The organism is Streptomyces sp. NPDC058086, from assembly GCF_042885015.1.
Taxonomy (GTDB): Bacteria; Actinomycetota; Actinomycetes; order Streptomycetales; family Streptomycetaceae; genus Streptomyces.
The window spans coordinates 220,300-235,774 of record NZ_JBHVST010000006.1; the positions used below are offsets into that span (position 1 = coordinate 220,300).

Consider the following 15,475-nt stretch of genomic DNA (forward strand, 5'->3'; position numbering starts at 1 on the left):
GGCGAGTGAAAGGCATGAGGGCTGGATGATCGACGCTCACGAGGACCCGGGGACGCCCGACCGCCGGGGCGGGTGGCGGTATCTGTGGTGGCTGGTCACCCGCCAGTCGGGGCGCAGCGCGGCCGGCGCGCTGCTCGCCACGGTGTGGATGACGCTCCTGGCGCTGCCGCCGTATCTGCTGTCCCGTGCGATCGACGACGGCCTGGAGCCGGGCGACGAGGGCGCGCTGTTGGGCTGGACCGCCGCCGTGCTGGGCATCGGGGTGTTCAACGCCTGGCTGGGCATCATGCGGCATCGCACCATGACCAAGGTCCGGATGGACGCCAACTTCCGCACGGTCAAGGTCGTGGTGGGGCAGTCGGCGCGGCTGGGTGCCGCGCTGGGCCGCCAGGTCGGCGCCGGGGAGGTCGTCACGATCGGCGTCGGTGACGTCCAGACGATCAGCCAGTCGCTGACCGTCGTCGGTCCCGGCATCGCCGCGATCGTCACCTACGGCGTGGTGGCCGCGCTGCTGATGTCGGTCTCGCTCCAGCTCTCGGTGGTGATACTCCTCGGGGTGCCGATGATCGCCGGGCTCGTCGGCCCGCTGATGGGTCGGCTCCAGGGTGCGGAGACCGAGTACCGCGAGCGGCAGGGCGTGCTGACCGCGCGGATCGGCGACCTCGCGGGCGGTCTGCGCGTCCTCAACGGCCTGGGTGGCAAGGGGCTGTTCGCGGACACCTTCCGCCGCGACTCGCAGCAGCTGCGGGCGCAGGGGTACCGGGTCGGGGCGGCGACCAGCTGGATCCAGGCACTGGGCACAGGACTGCCGACCCTCTTCCTCGCCGTCGTGACCTGGCTCGCGGCCCGGCTCGCCGCCCAGGGGGAGATCACCATCGGCCAGTTGGTGTCCGTGTACGGCTATGTCGCGGTCCTCGTGATGCCGGTGTACTTCTTCATCGAGAGCGGCTACCAGCTCAGCCGGGCCGTCGTCGCCGCCCGGCGCGTCGTACGGTTCCTGTCCCTGGAGCCCGTCGCCGACCACCCCGACGCCCGGGACGCGCCCGCCTCCCCGGCGGTGCTGCACGATCCGGACTCCGGGGTACGGGTGTTGCCGGGGCGGCTCACCGCGCTGGTCGGAGCACTTCCCGCGGAGTCCGAGGCCGTCGTCGACCGCCTCGGCCGGTACGCGGAGTCGGCGGTCACGTGGGGTGGCGTACGGCTCGACGAGATCGCCGTGGCGCAGGTGCGCGAGCGGATCCTGGTCGCGGACAACGAGGCCGACCTGTTCGCCGGCACCCTGCGCGAGCTGATCTCCGGTCGCCGGGAGCACGACGAGGAGGCGATCGCCCGGGCGGTGCGCGCGGCGGCGGCGGACGACATCGTGCTCGGTCTCCCCGACGGTCTCGACTCGGACGTCGCCGCCCAGGGCCGTAGCCTCTCCGGCGGCCAGCGACAGCGTGTACGCCTGGTGCGGGCGCTGCTCGCCGACCCCGAGGTACTGCTCGCCGTCGAACCCACCTCGGCGCTCGACGCGCACACCGAGGCGGCCGTGGCGGCCCGGCTGCGGGCCGCCCGCTCCGGCCGTACGACCGTCGTCACCAGCACCTCTCCGCTGATGCTGGACCAAGTGGACACCGTGCACTTCCTGGTCGACGGCAAGGTCGCGGCGAGCGGCGGCCATCACGAACTCCTCGGCGCGGAGCCGGGATACCGGGCGCTGGTGGCCCGCGACACGGAAGAGGCGCTGCGATGAGCGCGCACCTGCCGGTCGCCGAGCCCGCCGAGGTGCGCCGGGCGTCACTGCGGCTGATCCGCGCGGACAGGCGGGCCTTCGCCGCCGTGCTCGGCCTCAACGCGCTGGCCGCCGCGGCCGGTCTGGTCGGGCCCTGGCTGCTCGGACGGATCATCGACGACGTACGGGCCGGGGACGGTGTGGACGTGGTGGACCGGCTGGCGTCGGTCATCCTGGTGTGCTCGCTGGCGCAGCTGCTGCTGGCGCGGTGGGCCCGGTACGTGGGGCACCGCTTCGGGGAGCGGACGCTGGCCCGGGTGCGGGAGCAGTTCGTGGAGCGGGCGCTGAGTCTGCCCGCGTCGGTCGTGGAGCGGGCCGGCACCGGTGACCTGACCGCGCGCGGCACCGCCGATGTCACCGTGGTGGGCAACACCCTGCGCGACGCCGGACCCGAACTGCTCATCTCCTGCGCCCAGGCACTGTTCATCCTCGGCGCGGTCTTCGTCATCGCCCCGCTGCTCGGCGTCTGCGGGGTGCTCGGGCTCGTCGGCATCTGGTTCGCCCTGCGCTGGTATCTGCGCCGTGCGCGCACCGCGTATCTCGCCGAGGGCACCGCCACCTCGGACGTCGCCGAGATCCTCGCGGCCACCGCGTCCGGTGCCCGTACGGTGGAGGCGTTCGGGCTTCAGCGCGGCCGGATCACCGCGAGCCGTCGGACGCTGGAGACGTCCCGCCTCAGGCGGATGCGGACCCTGTTCCTGCGCAGCGTGTTCTTCCCGGCCGTGGAGGTGTCGTACGTCGTTCCCGTGGTCGCCGCCCTGCTGGTGGGCGGTGCCCTGCACGCGCGGGGGTCGATGAGCCTGGGGGCGGTGGTCGCCGCGACCCTGTATCTGCGCCAGCTCGCGGAGCCGCTCGACCAGATCCTGATGCAGGTCGAGCAACTCCAGAGCAGCGGTGCCTCGTTCGCCCGCGTCGAGGGGCTGGCCCGGGCCCCACGGGCCGTGCCGTCGGGCTCGCCCACCCCGGCCGACGACCGGATCGACGTGACGGATGTCCGCTACTCCTACGACCGCGGGGGCGAGGTGCTGCGCGGAGTCGACCTGACCGTCCGGCCCGGGGAACGGCTGGCCGTCGTCGGACCCTCCGGCGCCGGGAAGACCACTCTGAGCCGACTGCTCGCGGGCATCGACGCGCCGCGGTCCGGGTCGGTGACGGTGGGGGGCGTACCGATCGCCGACCTCGACCCCGAGCAGCTGCGCCGGCAGGTCGTCCTCGTCACCCAGGAGCACCACGTGTTCCTGGGCACCGTTCGCGACAACCTGCTGATCGCCGAACCCGCCGCCGATGACGCGGCGTTGTGGGCGGCGCTGGCCGCCGTCGGTGCCGACGGCTGGGTCCGGGAGCTGCCGGACGGGCTGGACACCGAGCTCGGCACCGGCGGCCGCCGGACGGACGGGTCGCGGGCCCAGCAGCTCGCCCTGGCCCGGGTGGTGCTGGCCGACCCGCACACTCTCATCCTCGACGAGGCGACCGCGCTGCTCGATCCGACGACCGCGCGCCACACCGAGCGTGCGCTCGCCGCCGTACTGGAGGGGCGCACCGTGATCGCCATCGCGCACCGGCTGCACACCGCGCACGACGCGGACCGGGTCGCCGTGATGGAGGACGGACTCCTCACCGAACTCGGCACGCATGACGAGCTGGCGGCGGCCGAGGGCGCGTACGCGGCACTTTGGCGGACGTGGCACGGGGACTAGGTCGGGGGCTTGAGCGGGGGCCAGGGCGGGGGCCAGGGCGGGGGCCAGGGCGGGGGCCAGGGCGGGGGCCAGGGCGGGGGCCAGGGCGCGGCGCGTCGGGGCTCGTCCGGCCGCTCTGAGTGCGGGGCGGCAGGGCCGCCGCGCCTTGCCGCGCCACAGACCAGACGCACTCCGGCAAACAGTCCGCATGTCGAACATGAACACCCGGACAACGGACGAATTCCGGCCAAGTTCCTGACGCGGTCCTGACAGAAAGCGAAATCTCCTGCCACTCTTCCCACGGCAACTTCACAGCAATCCCACAGCACCATCGCCGTGTCGTGGCCGTAGACCCCATGCAACTGGTTTCGCGTTCCACCCTGTTCTGCCCTGTTCTGCCCTGTTCTGCCCGGACGGGTACCCACCCCGACCGGATCCCCACTGGCCGCGCGAGCCGTGGCCACGCAGAAGGAGTCAGTGTGTTGAGCAGCAGTTCCTCCCACAGACGCACCTCCCACACCACTCAGCGCCGTGTCGCGGCCGTCGCCCTCGTCGGCGTCTCCGCCCTGCTGGCCGCGGCCGTCCAGTCGGGCGCCGCGAGCGCGGCCCCCCAGAAATCCTCCCTCGGCAAGATCAACCGTGGTTCTCTCGCCGTCCAGCTCACGCCTTCGCAGCGCGCGGAGCTGATACGCGACGCGAACGCCGCCAAGGCGGCCACCGCCAAGGACCTCGGCCTCGGGGCCGACGAGAAGCTCGTCGCCCGCGATGTCATCAAGGACGCGGACGGCACGGTCCACACCCGCTACGAACGCACGTACGCGGGACTCCCGGTCCTCGGCGGCGACCTGGTGGTCGACACCACCAAGGCCGGGAAGACCGAGCGGGTCATCAAGGCGACGCGGGCCACCCTCAAGGTCGCCTCGCTCACACCCGCCATCGCCGCCTCGAAGGCGGAGAAGCAGGCCCTCTCCGTCGCCAAGGCCGACGGTTCGAAGAAGACCGACGCCGACCGGGCACCCCGCAAGGTGATCTGGGCGGCGGACGGCAAACCGACCCTCGCGTACGAGACGGTCGTCGGCGGCTTCCAGGACGACGGCACCCCGAACCAGCTGCACGTCATCACCGACGCGGCCACCGGCAAGAAGCTCTACGAGTACCAGGGCATCGAGACCGGTATCGGCAACACCCAGTACAGCGGCCAGGTGACGCTGACGACCACGCAGTCGGGCTCCAACTACACGCTCACCGACGGCGCGCGCGGCGGCCACAAGACGTACAACCTCAACCGCGGTACGTCCGGCACCGGCACCCTGTTCTCGCAGACCAGCGACACCTGGGGCAACGGCACCACGTCGAACGCCGCGACCGCGGGCGCCGACGCGCACTACGGCGCCGCCGAGACCTGGGACTTCTACAAGAACACCTTCGGCCGCAGCGGCATCAAGAACAACGGCGTGGGTGCGTACTCCCGGGTCCACTACGGCAACGCCTACGTCAACGCGTTCTGGGACGACAGCTGCTTCTGCATGACGTACGGCGACGGGGCCGGCAACGCGGACCCGCTGACCGCGCTGGACGTGGCCGGACACGAGATGAGCCACGGCGTCACCTCCAACACCGCGGGTCTCAACTACACCGGTGAGTCCGGCGGTCTGAACGAGGCGACCTCGGACATCTTCGGCACCGGCGTCGAGTTCTACGCCAACAACGCCTCCGACCCCGGCGACTACCTCATCGGCGAGAAGATCGACATCAACGGCGACGGCACCCCGCTGCGCTACATGGACAAGCCCAGCAAGGACGGCGGCTCGGCGGACAACTGGTCCTCCAGCGTGGGCGGTCTCGACGTCCACTACTCGTCCGGCGTCGCCAACCACTTCTTCTACCTGCTGAGCGAGGGCAGCGGCGCCAAGGTCATCAACGGCGTCAGCTACAACTCGCCGACCGCCGACGGCCTTCCGGTCACCGGCATCGGCCGGGACAAGGCCCTGCAGATCTGGTACCGGGCGCTCACCACCAAGTTCACCTCGACCACCAACTACGCGGCGGCCCGCACCGGCACGCTCGCCGCGACGGGTGAGCTGTACGGCACGACGAGCGCCGAGTACACGGCGGTGCAGAACGCCTGGGCGGCCGTGAAGGTCGGCTCGCGTCCGGGCGGTGGCGGCGGCACCGGTACGTCGTTCGAGAACACCAGCGACGTATCGATTCCGGACAACGGACCGGCTGTGACGTCGTCGATCGCGGTCACCGGCCGTACCGGCAACGCCCCGTCGAACCTTCTGGTCGACGTGGACATCGTGCACACCTGGCGCGGCGACCTGGTCGTGGACCTGCTGGCCCCGGACGGCACGGTGTACCCCCTGAAGGCGTTCAGTTCCTCCGACTCGGCGGACAACGTCCAGGAGACCTACACGGTCAACGCGTCCTCCGAAGTCGCCAACGGTACTTGGAAGTTGAGGGTCCAGGACAAGGCCGCGCAGGACACCGGCTACATCAACAGCTGGAAGCTGACGTTCCCGTAGACCGCACCTGAACACACGGCATCGAGAGGGCGCCGCCCCGGGGTTCGACTCCCCGGGACGGTGCCCTCTTTGCCGTGCCATGACCCTGCTTTTGTTGCCCCTTGACCAAGATCGAGATCCGCGTAACGAACAGTGATCTTCACCCAACGGACGCTTTCAGGCCAAGATTGCATCGCCCTCCTGACATGTACGCGCCCTTGATGTCACTCTTCCACCGCACGGCTCACCCGCACCGCAACTTCGCACCTTCCGTACGGCCACCCCACGCCGTCCGGTCGCCCCCACAAGAGGAGATTGCGTGACCCCCCTCTACGCGCGTCACAAGCGCACCACTCTGGCCATCGCGACCGCTGTCGCTGCCGGAGCCCTGCTCACCACCGGTCTGACCACCGGTGCCTCCGCCCAGACCGAGTCGGCCGCCGCCAAGGCGAAGCTCCCCGGCGCCACGGTCCTGCTCTCCGCCACCGCGCGTACGAGCCTGATCCAGAAGGCCGACGCGGCCGCGCCCGAGACCGCCCAGCAGATAGGCCTCGGCGCCAAGGAGAAGCTCGTCGTCAGAGACGTCCTCAAGGACGCGGACGGCACGGTGCACACCCGCTACGAGCGCACGTACAACGGCCTTCCGGTCCTCGGCGGCGACCTGGTCGTCCACGAGTCCAAGGCCGGCAAGACCGAGGGCGTCACCAAGGCCGTGAAGACGGCCATCAAGGTCGCTTCGCTGAAGCCGCAGGTCACCACCGCGAAGGCCGAGAAGCAGGCCCTCACCGCCGCGAAGGCCGCCGGCTCGGAGAAGACCACGGCCGACCGCGCCCCCCGCAAGGTGATCTGGGCCGCCACCGGCAAGCCCACCCTCGCCTACGAGACGGTCATCGGCGGTCTCCAGGACGACGGCACCCCGAACGAGCTGCACGTCATCACCGACGCGGCCACCGGCAAGAAGCTCTACGAGTACCAGGGCATCGAGACGGGCACCGGCAAGACCCTCTACTCGGGCACGGTCAGCCTCAACACCACCCTGTCGGGCTCGACGTACCAGCTGACCGACGGCACCCGCGGCGGCCACAAGACGTACAACAAGTCGCACACCACCAGCTCCTCCGCGGGCACCCTGTTCACCGACGCGGACGACACCTGGGGCACCGGCGCGGCCTCCAGCTCCACCACCGACCAGACCGCGGCCGCCGACGCCGCGTACGGCGCGCAGGAGACGTGGGACTTCTACAAGAACACCTTCGGCCGCAGCGGCATCAAGAACAACGGCGTCGGCGCGTACTCCCGCGTCCACTACGGCAACGCGTACGTCAACGCGTTCTGGGACGACAGCTGCTTCTGCATGACGTACGGCGACGGCTCCGGGAACACCCACCCGCTGACCTCGCTGGACGTGGCCGGCCACGAGATGAGCCACGGCGTCACCGCCAACACGGCCGGTCTCAACTACTCGGGCGAGTCCGGCGGTCTGAACGAGGCGACCTCCGACATCTTCGGCACGGGCGTCGAGTTCTACGCGGGGAACTCCTCCGACGTGGGTGACTACCTCATCGGCGAGAAGATCAACATCAACGGCGACGGCACCCCGCTGCGCTACATGGACAAGCCCAGCAAGGACGGCGGCTCCGCCGACTACTGGTCCTCCAGCGTCGGCAACCTGGACGTCCACTACTCGTCCGGTGTCGCCAACCACTTCTTCTACCTGCTGAGCGAGGGCAGCGGCGCCAAGACCATCAACGGCGTCAGCTACAACTCGCCCACGTACAACGGCACGGCCGTCACCGGCATCGGCCGGGACAAGGCCCTGCAGATCTGGTACAAGGCGCTGACGACGTACTTCACGTCGACGACGAACTACAAGTCGGCCCGCACGGGGACGCTCTCCGCGGCGTCGGCCCTGTACGGCTCGACCAGCACCGAGTACAAGGCGGTGGCCGCGGCCTGGACCGCGGTCAACGTGAGCTAGTGCCCACGGGGTCCTCGAGACCCGCTTAGGCGCCTTGGGCGGTACCCGGAGAGAAGGCAACTCCGGGTACCGCCCTACGCTGTCCCCATGGTCTCCCCGGACAACCCCTTCACATACGAGGACGTGGGCGCGACGCGCGACGGCCGCTGCCCGCCGGGGTTCCACCCCCTGCACCTGCGCACCCGCGTCGGCGAGGGCGAGGCCGCGTTCCGCGCCGCGTCCCAAGCGGTGATGACCTGGGAGATGCACCGCGCGATGGGCGTGGGCATAACCGCCACCGCCGAGAAGGCAGCCCCCGGAGTCGACGTCACCGTCGGACTCGGCCCCCTCAAGGCCCCCTGCCGTGTGGTCTGGACGGTCGAGGAGTACCGCCGGGCCGGCTGGGCCTACGGCACCCTGCCCGGCCACCCCGAGCGCGGCGAGGAGGCCTTCGTGGTCGACCGCACGGGCGACGGCACGGTCTGGCTGACCGTGACCGCCTTCAGCCGTGCGGCCAAGTGGTACACCCGTGCGGGCGGACCGGCGACCCGGGGGCTCCAGCACGCCTACGCGCGGCGCTGTGGGGCGGTACTGCGCCGACTGTGCGCGGGGTTCGAGCCGTAGGTCGGCTGCCTGCCGTTCCGCTTGCGGCTCGCTCAGCGCATCAAGACCCCGGCCTCCTCCTCCGCCTCTTCCGAAGGCATCGTCACCAGGCCCAGCTCGGCGCCGGACGCGAGCAGCCGGTGCGTGGGGAGAATGCGGACCGTGTAGCCGAACGGGCCGGTGCGGTCGAGGGAGAGCGGTCCCTCGTACACCCAGCGCCCTTCCAGGTCCGGACCGCCCGCAGGTTTCAGCGGGACGCAGCTCGCGTCCGCGATGCGGTCCTGCGAGTCGACGCGGCCCGAGACCGCCTGGACCTCGACGTCGTCCGGGGCGAGGTCGGCCAGCGCCACCCGCACGCGCAGGGAAAGGGTGGTGCCCAGTTCGGCGGTCGTGGTGGCGGCGGAAGCCTCGAGATGGTCCACCGTGACCCGGGGCCAGGCCGCCCGGACGCGGGACTTCCAGGCGGCCAGTTCGCGGGCCGCCTCCGGGGCCAGGGCGCGGTGGGCTCGGGCCGCGGGGGCGTACAGGCGCTCCACGTACTCGCGCACCATCCGGCCCGCCAGCACCTTCGGGCCGAGATGGGTCAGAGTCTGGCGCACCATCTCGATCCACCGGTCGGGCAGACCGTGCTGACCCCGCTCGTAGAAGCGGGGCGCCACGCGCTGTTCCAGCAGCTCGTAGAGGGCCGCCGCCTCCAACTCGTCGCGGCGGTCGTCGTCCTCCCCCACTGCTGAACGCGTGGGGGGACCCCCGTCCGTACCGTCCGCCGTCGGAATCGCCCAGCCGAAGTCCGGCTGGAACCACTCGTCCCACCAGCCGTCCAGGACGGAGAGGTTCAGACAGCCGTTGAGCGCCGCCTTCATCCCGGACGTGCCGCAGGCCTCCAGCGGGCGGAGCGGGTTGTTCAGCCAGATGTCGCAGCCCGGGTACAGCTTCTGCGCCATCGCCATCCCGTAGTCCGGGAGGAAGACGATCCGGTGGCGTACGCGCGGGTCGTCGGCGAACCGGACAAGTTCCTGCACGAGTCGCTTGCCGCCGTCGTCGGCGGGGTGCGCCTTGCCCGCGACCACGATCTGGATCGGGCGCTCGGCGTGCAGGAGGAGGTCCATCAGACGGTCGCGGTCGCGCAGCATCAGGGTCAGACGCTTGTAGGAAGGGACGCGGCGCGCGAAGCCGATCGTGAGCACGTCCGGGTCCAGCACTCCGTCGATCCAGCCGAGTTCGGCCGTTCCGGCGCCGCGCTGGCGCCAGGAGGCGTACAGGCGTTCCCGTACCTCGAGGACCAGCTGCTCGCGCAGTACCCGGCGCAGGTCCCAGATCTCCTGGTCGGCGATGTCCGCCACCGCGTCCCAGCGGTCCGAGCCGCCGACCGTCATCGCGTCCTCGGTGCGCTGGGCACCGATCTGGCGGGCGCCGAGACGGAAGACCTCCGGTGCCACCCAGGTCGGTGCGTGCACGCCGTTGGTGACCGAGGTGATCGGGACCTCGTCCGGGTCGAAACCCGGCCACAGCCCGGAGAACATCTCGCGGCTGACGTGACCGTGGAGCAGCGACACCCCGTTGGCCCGCTGGCCGAGCCTGAGCCCCATCACGGCCATGTTGAAGAGGTTCGGCTCACCGCCCGGGTAGGTCTCCATGCCGAGGCCGAGGATCCGCTCGACGTCGATACGGGGGAGTTCGGCGTCCGGGCCGAAGTGGTGGGCGACCAGTTCGCGGTCGAAGCGGTCGATGCCTGCGGGGACGGGGGTGTGGGTGGTGAAGACGGTACCGGCGCGGACGGATTCGAGGGCGGCGTCGAAGTCCAGCCCGTCGTGCCCGTCTGCGAGTTCGGCGATGCGTTCCAGGCCGAGGAAGCCCGCGTGGCCCTCGTTGGTGTGGAACACCTCGGGCTGGGCGTGGCCGGTCAGTCGGCAGTACGTCCTTACGGCGCGCACCCCGCCGATGCCGAGCAGCATCTCCTGCAGCAGTCGGTGCTCGCTGCCGCCGCCGTACAGCCGGTCGGTCACGCCGCGTTCGCCGAGGTCGTTCTCCTCGACGTCGGAGTCGAGCATGAGGAGGGGGACGCGGCCGACCTGCGCCAGCCAGATGCGGGCGCGCAGGGCGCGGCCGCCGGGGAGGGCGAGGGTGACCTGGGCCGGGGTGCCGTCGGATTCACGCAGGGGCACGAGCGGGAGTTCGTTGGGGTCGAGGACGGGATAGTGCTCCTGCTGCCAGCCGTCTCGGGAGAGGGACTGGCGGAAGTAGCCGTGCCGGTAGAGGAGTCCTACGCCGATGAGGGGTACGCCGAGGTCGCTGGCGGCCTTGAGGTGGTCGCCGGCGAGGATGCCGAGGCCGCCGGAGTACTGGGGCAGGGCCGCGGTGATGCCGAACTCGGGTGAGAAGTAGGCGATGGCGGCGGGGAGGTCGGGAATCTGGGTCTGGGTCTGATACCAGCGTTCGCCGGTCACGTAGTCGCGCAGGTCGTCGGCGACCGCGGCGAGGCGGCGCAGGAAGCGGCGGTCCTCGGCGAGTTCCGCGAGGCGGCGGGGAGGGACGCTGCCGAGCAGGCGTACGGGGTCGCCGTCGGAGGCGGTCCAGCGTTCGGGGTCGACGGACTGGAAGAGGTCGCGGGTCTCGGCGTGCCAGGACCAGCGCAGGTTGCGGGCGAGGTCACTGAGCGGGTGAAGGGCGTCGGGCAGTACGGGGCGAACGGTGAATCTGCGGATTGCCTTCACGAGTTCCACCTTCACAAAAGACGTATGCGGCGGGAAGTACGTCACCCACGACGGTAGCGGCGAGGGTGTTTCCACGACACGGCGCATCGATGAACTCCGGCGTCGTGGTGGCGGACGTGTGGGTGGGTCGGGGGCGTGGGGGTGTGTCGAGCCCGTCGCCGCCGGATCAGACGTGGACCGGGCAAGCGAGCCGCAGCTCGATCCGAACGTAAGCGACGGGCTTACGACACACCCCCACGCCCCCTTCCGCAGTACGCCGACTGCGGCACACGCGGGGCGGGGCGCAGCCCCCGCCTCAGGGGCGCGGGGAACTGCGCGACCAGCCCCCACCGGCCGTCAGTCGAACAAATCGCCCAGTCGGCGGGCGCGGGGCACAGCCCCCGCTTCAGGGGCGCGAGGAACTGCGCGACCAGCCCCCACCGGTCCGCAGCCGACGAACTCACCCCCACGGTCCCACCGGCGGAGCCCTCGGCTGGTAATCGACGCAACCATTCCGCGCAACCCCCGGAGGGTATGGCCGATTCCGCCCGCATGGGCGGCCTTGTGGTGCTTCACACCACACGAGAGGCTGCCAAGTGGCGTACGGGCGACCCCGGTCGCACACCGGTCGGTCCCGGTCGGCGTACGCCGACTTGAGGAGGGGAACTCACGTCATGGCACAGACGAGACAGCGGCGTCTGCGCTGGGCAGGATGCCTCACCGCGGTCACGACGGCCGCGGTGCTTTCGGCCATCACCCTGCCCGCGCACGCCGCCCCGGAGGGGCGGATACTCGGCGCCGGCGAACCCGGTTCCGTCAGCGGTAGTTACATCGTGACGCTCAAGGGGGGTACGAAGGCTCCGTCGTCGGTGGGTAAGGGCATCGCCGAGAAGTACGGGGCGCGAATCAGCCACACGTACGGCACGGCGCTCAACGGATACGCGGTCCAGGTCAGCGAAAGGCAGGCGCGGCGGCTCGCGGGGGACTCCCGGGTGGCCTCCGTCGTCCAGGACACCCGAGTGGCACTCGACCACTTCGAGAAGAACCCGCCGTCCTGGGGGCTGGACCGGATCGACCAGCCCGCGCTGCCGCTCGACAAGGGCTACACGTGGCCGGAGTCGGCGGGCGCGGGCGTGACGGCGTACGTCATCGACACGGGGATCCGGATCACGCACAAGGACTTCGGGGGGCGGGCCAGTTACGGCTGGGACTTCGTGGGCAACGACAAGACGGCGGGGGACGGGAACGGGCACGGGACCCATGTCGCCGGGACCATCGCTGGAACCACCTATGGTGTGGCGAAGAAGGCCAAGGTCGTGTCCGTGCGGGTGCTCGACAACGCCGGGTCCGGCACCACCGCGCAGGTCATCGCCGGTATCGACTGGGTGACCCGGCACGCGCACAAACCGGCGGTCGCCAATCTGAGCCTGGGCGGCCACGCGAACGCCCAGCTGGACGCCGCCGTACGCAACTCCATCGCTTCGGGAGTGACGTACTCGGTCGCGGCGGGCAACGACGCACTGCCCGCCGGGCTGTACTCCCCCGCCCGGGTCAAGGAGGCGCTGACGGTCGGAGCGAGTGACAGGACCGACGCCCGGGCGAGCTTCTCCAACTTCGGCACGGCGCTGGACCTGTTCGCGCCGGGCGTGGCGATCACGTCGGCGTCGTACGCGAGCGACACCGGGAAGGCGACCTTCTCCGGTACGTCGATGGCGAGCCCGCATGTCGCGGGCGCGGCGGCGCTCTATCTCGCCGGCCACCCGAAGGCGACCCCGGCCCAAGTGGGCAAAGCGTTGGTTCAGCGGGCGGTGTACGGGAAGGTCGGCGGTGCGGGGCTCGGTTCGCCGAACAGGCTTCTGCAGGTCGGCTCTTCGTAAAGAACCGCCGGAACAGGTACCGGCCTCGCCCGTCGGACGAGGCCGGTCTTGTGTGTAGACATACGCGTAAGTAGTTAGCAACCTGCCGGATTGCTCACCCGAATAGGGTGGGAAGGCTCCCCCGGTACGCCCCGCAGGCCCCACCTCCCCACACCGTCATCCGCCCACCCACGTTGACGCGGACAGGAGCGGTCATGCCCGCCACGCACCACACGTCGCCACCCCCGACGACCACCTCCGACACACCCCCCATACGCAAGGTCGACGCCGTCCCCCGCGCCCCGGAGCAACCCTCCGACCAGGCAGGTGAAGGCGGCGGGAGCGTCGGACGCATTCCCGTCGTCGACGTTCGGCCCCTCGTCCTGCAAGGCCGCCGCCCGGCCAAGGCGGTCGTCGGCGAGGCCTTCGAAGTCTCGGCCACCGTCTTCCGCGAAGGCCACGACGCCGTCGCCGCGAACGTCGTCCTGCGCGATCCGGAGGGCCGCACCGGCCCCTGGACCCCGATGCGCGAACTCGCCCCCGGCACCGACCGCTGGGGCGCCACCGTCTGTGCCGGGACGACCGGCCACTGGACGTACACCGTGGAGGCCTGGAGCGATCCGGTCTCCACCTGGCGCCATCACGCGGGGATCAAGATCCCGGCGGGCATCGACACGGAACTGGTCCTGGAGGAGGGCGCCCGGCTGTACGAGCGCGCTGCCGCCGGAGTGCCGAAGAGCAAGGGCAGAAGGGATGTCGTCCTCACCGCGGCGGACGCGCTGCGGGACACCGGCCGTTCCTCGGCGGCCCGGCTCGCCGCCGCCCGTACCCCTGAAGTGGACAGGGTCCTCACTCGTCATCCGCTGCGTGAGCTGGTCAGCGGTTCGGAGCCGTTGCCCCTGCTGGTGGAGCGCGAGCGGGCGCTGTACGGCTCCTGGTACGAGTTCTTTCCGCGTTCGGAGAGCGGACATCTCGATCCGCCGGTGCACGGCACCTTCCGCACCGCCGCCGAGCGGCTGCCCGCCATCGCGCGGATGGGCTTCGACGTGGTGTATCTGCCGCCGATTCATCCGATTGGGACCACTTATCGCAAGGGGCCCAACAACACACTCTCGGCCGGGGCCTACGACGTCGGTGTGCCGTGGGCGATCGGATCTCCGGAGGGCGGGCACGACGCCGTTCATCCGGACCTCGGCACGATCGACGACTTCGACGCCTTCGTGAGGCGGGCGGAGCGGGAGGGGCTGGAGATCGCGCTCGACTTCGCGCTGCAGTGCTCGCCGGATCATCCGTGGGTGCAGAAGCATCCCGAGTGGTTCCATCACCGGGCGGACGGGTCGATCGCGTACGCGGAGAATCCGCCGAAGAAGTACCAGGACATCTATCCGATCGCCTTCGACCGGGACATGCCGGGGCTGGTCCAGGAGACGCTGCGGGTGCTGCGGCACTGGATGAGCCACGGCGTGCGGATCTTCCGCGTCGACAACCCGCACACCAAGCCCGTCGTCTTCTGGGAGCGGGTGATCGCGGACATCAACCGCACCGACCCGGACGTGATCTTCCTGGCCGAGGCGTTCACCCGGCCCGCGATGATGCGCACGCTGGGGGCGATCGGCTTCCAGCAGTCGTACACGTATTTCACCTGGCGCAACACGAAGGAGGAGCTCACCGACTACCTCAGTGAGCTGTCGGGGGAGGCGGCCGCCTACATGCGGCCCAATTTCTTCGTGAACACCCCGGACATCCTGCACGAGTTCCTTCAGCACGGCGGGCGGCCGGCCTTCGAACTGCGCGCGGTGCTCGCCGCGACGCTGTCTCCGACCTGGGGCGTCTACAGCGGATTCGAGCTCTGTGAGAACACCCCGCTGCGTGCGGGCGGCGAAGAGTACCTGAACTCCGAGAAGTACCAACTGCGTCCGCGGGATTGGGAGTCGGCGGAGCGGGAGGGTCGTAGCATCGCGCCGTTGCTGGGTGCGCTCAACACCATCAGGCGGCGCAGCCCGGCGTTGCGCCAGTTGCGCGGCCTCCACTTCCACCACACGGACAAGGACACGGTGATCGCCTACTCGAAGTCGGTCACGGACGGGAGCGGATCGAACACGGTTGTGGTGGTGGTCAACCTCGACCCCCACCACACCCAGGAGGCGACGGTCTCGTTGGACATGCCGCAACTCGGCCTGGACTGGCACGAGTCCGTGCCGGTGCGCGACGAGCTCACCGGCGAGACCTACAACTGGGGCAGGGCCAACTATGTGCGTCTTGAGCCAGGGCATAGCCCCGCGCACATCCTCACCGTCCTGCGACCGTCCTCACCGCAGATCGGAGGGTCACCCACCACATGATCGTCAACGAGCCCGTCCCGGACACTTTCGAGGACACCCCGGCCAGGGACCGCGACCCCGACTGGTTCAA

The 15,475-nt window shown here is 70.5% G+C and carries 8 protein-coding genes; 7 read left to right on the top strand and 1 reads right to left on the bottom strand.

Annotation, left to right across the window (positions count from 1 at the left end):
• Positions 1–25: 25 nt before the first annotated feature.
• The 5 genes from ACFVWD_RS07315 (at position 26) to ACFVWD_RS07335 (ending at position 8,535) form a co-directional block, all read left to right on the top strand.
• A complete protein-coding gene (locus ACFVWD_RS07315) occupies positions 26–1,735 on the top strand; it encodes an ABC transporter transmembrane domain-containing protein (protein WP_389594363.1) in 1,710 nt (569 codons plus the stop codon).
• Positions 1,732–3,471, top strand: coding sequence for an ABC transporter ATP-binding protein (locus ACFVWD_RS07320; RefSeq protein ID WP_389594364.1), 1,740 nt, complete (start codon positions 1,732–1,734; stop codon positions 3,469–3,471). Before ACFVWD_RS07315 ends, ACFVWD_RS07320 begins: the two co-directional genes overlap by 4 nt.
• A 461-nt stretch (positions 3,472–3,932) precedes the next feature.
• The gene (locus ACFVWD_RS07325; RefSeq protein ID WP_389594365.1) at positions 3,933–5,975 is read left to right on the top strand and encodes a M4 family metallopeptidase; all 2,043 of its coding nucleotides are present in this window, start codon (positions 3,933–3,935) and stop codon (positions 5,973–5,975) included.
• A 298-nt stretch (positions 5,976–6,273) separates the two neighbouring features.
• The gene (locus tag ACFVWD_RS07330) at positions 6,274–7,932 is read left to right on the top strand and encodes a M4 family metallopeptidase (protein WP_389594366.1); all 1,659 of its coding nucleotides are present in this window, start codon (positions 6,274–6,276) and stop codon (positions 7,930–7,932) included.
• 87 nt (positions 7,933–8,019) lie between these two features.
• A complete protein-coding gene (locus tag ACFVWD_RS07335) occupies positions 8,020–8,535 on the top strand; it encodes a DUF1990 domain-containing protein (protein WP_101400742.1) in 516 nt (171 codons plus the stop codon).
• Positions 8,536–8,567: 32 nt separating this feature from the next.
• On the opposite strand, the gene ACFVWD_RS07340 is transcribed toward ACFVWD_RS07335, so the two are convergent.
• On the bottom strand, positions 8,568–11,228 hold the full coding sequence (locus tag ACFVWD_RS07340; RefSeq protein WP_389594367.1) for a glycosyltransferase family 1 protein: 2,661 nt from the start codon (positions 11,226–11,228) through the stop codon (positions 8,568–8,570).
• A gap of 653 nt (positions 11,229–11,881) precedes the next feature.
• Between ACFVWD_RS07340 and ACFVWD_RS07345 the strand changes: the two genes are divergently transcribed.
• Together ACFVWD_RS07345 and ACFVWD_RS07350 are read left to right on the top strand one after the other, a co-directional pair.
• Positions 11,882–13,084 (top strand): S8 family peptidase, encoded by a 1,203-nt coding sequence (locus ACFVWD_RS07345; protein ID WP_389594368.1) that lies wholly within the window; start codon positions 11,882–11,884, stop codon positions 13,082–13,084.
• 194 nt (positions 13,085–13,278) lie between these two features.
• The gene (locus tag ACFVWD_RS07350; RefSeq protein ID WP_389594369.1) at positions 13,279–15,405 is read left to right on the top strand and encodes an alpha-1,4-glucan--maltose-1-phosphate maltosyltransferase; all 2,127 of its coding nucleotides are present in this window, start codon (positions 13,279–13,281) and stop codon (positions 15,403–15,405) included.
• The last annotated feature ends 70 nt before the right edge of the window (positions 15,406–15,475 follow it).

Bases quoted from the DNA above. Each gene is read 5' to 3' on its own strand.
- ACFVWD_RS07315 (WP_389594363.1), top strand. From the start codon at position 26: ATGATCGACGCTCACGAGGACCCGGGGACGCCCGACCGCCGGGGCGGG.
- ACFVWD_RS07320 (WP_389594364.1), top strand. From the start codon at position 1,732: ATGAGCGCGCACCTGCCGGTCGCCGAGCCCGCCGAGGTGCGCCGGGCG.
- ACFVWD_RS07350 (WP_389594369.1), top strand. From the start codon at position 13,279: ATGCCCGCCACGCACCACACGTCGCCACCCCCGACGACCACCTCCGAC.
- ACFVWD_RS07345 (WP_389594368.1), top strand. From the start codon at position 11,882: ATGGCACAGACGAGACAGCGGCGTCTGCGCTGGGCAGGATGCCTCACC.
- ACFVWD_RS07335 (WP_101400742.1), top strand. From the start codon at position 8,020: ATGGTCTCCCCGGACAACCCCTTCACATACGAGGACGTGGGCGCGACG.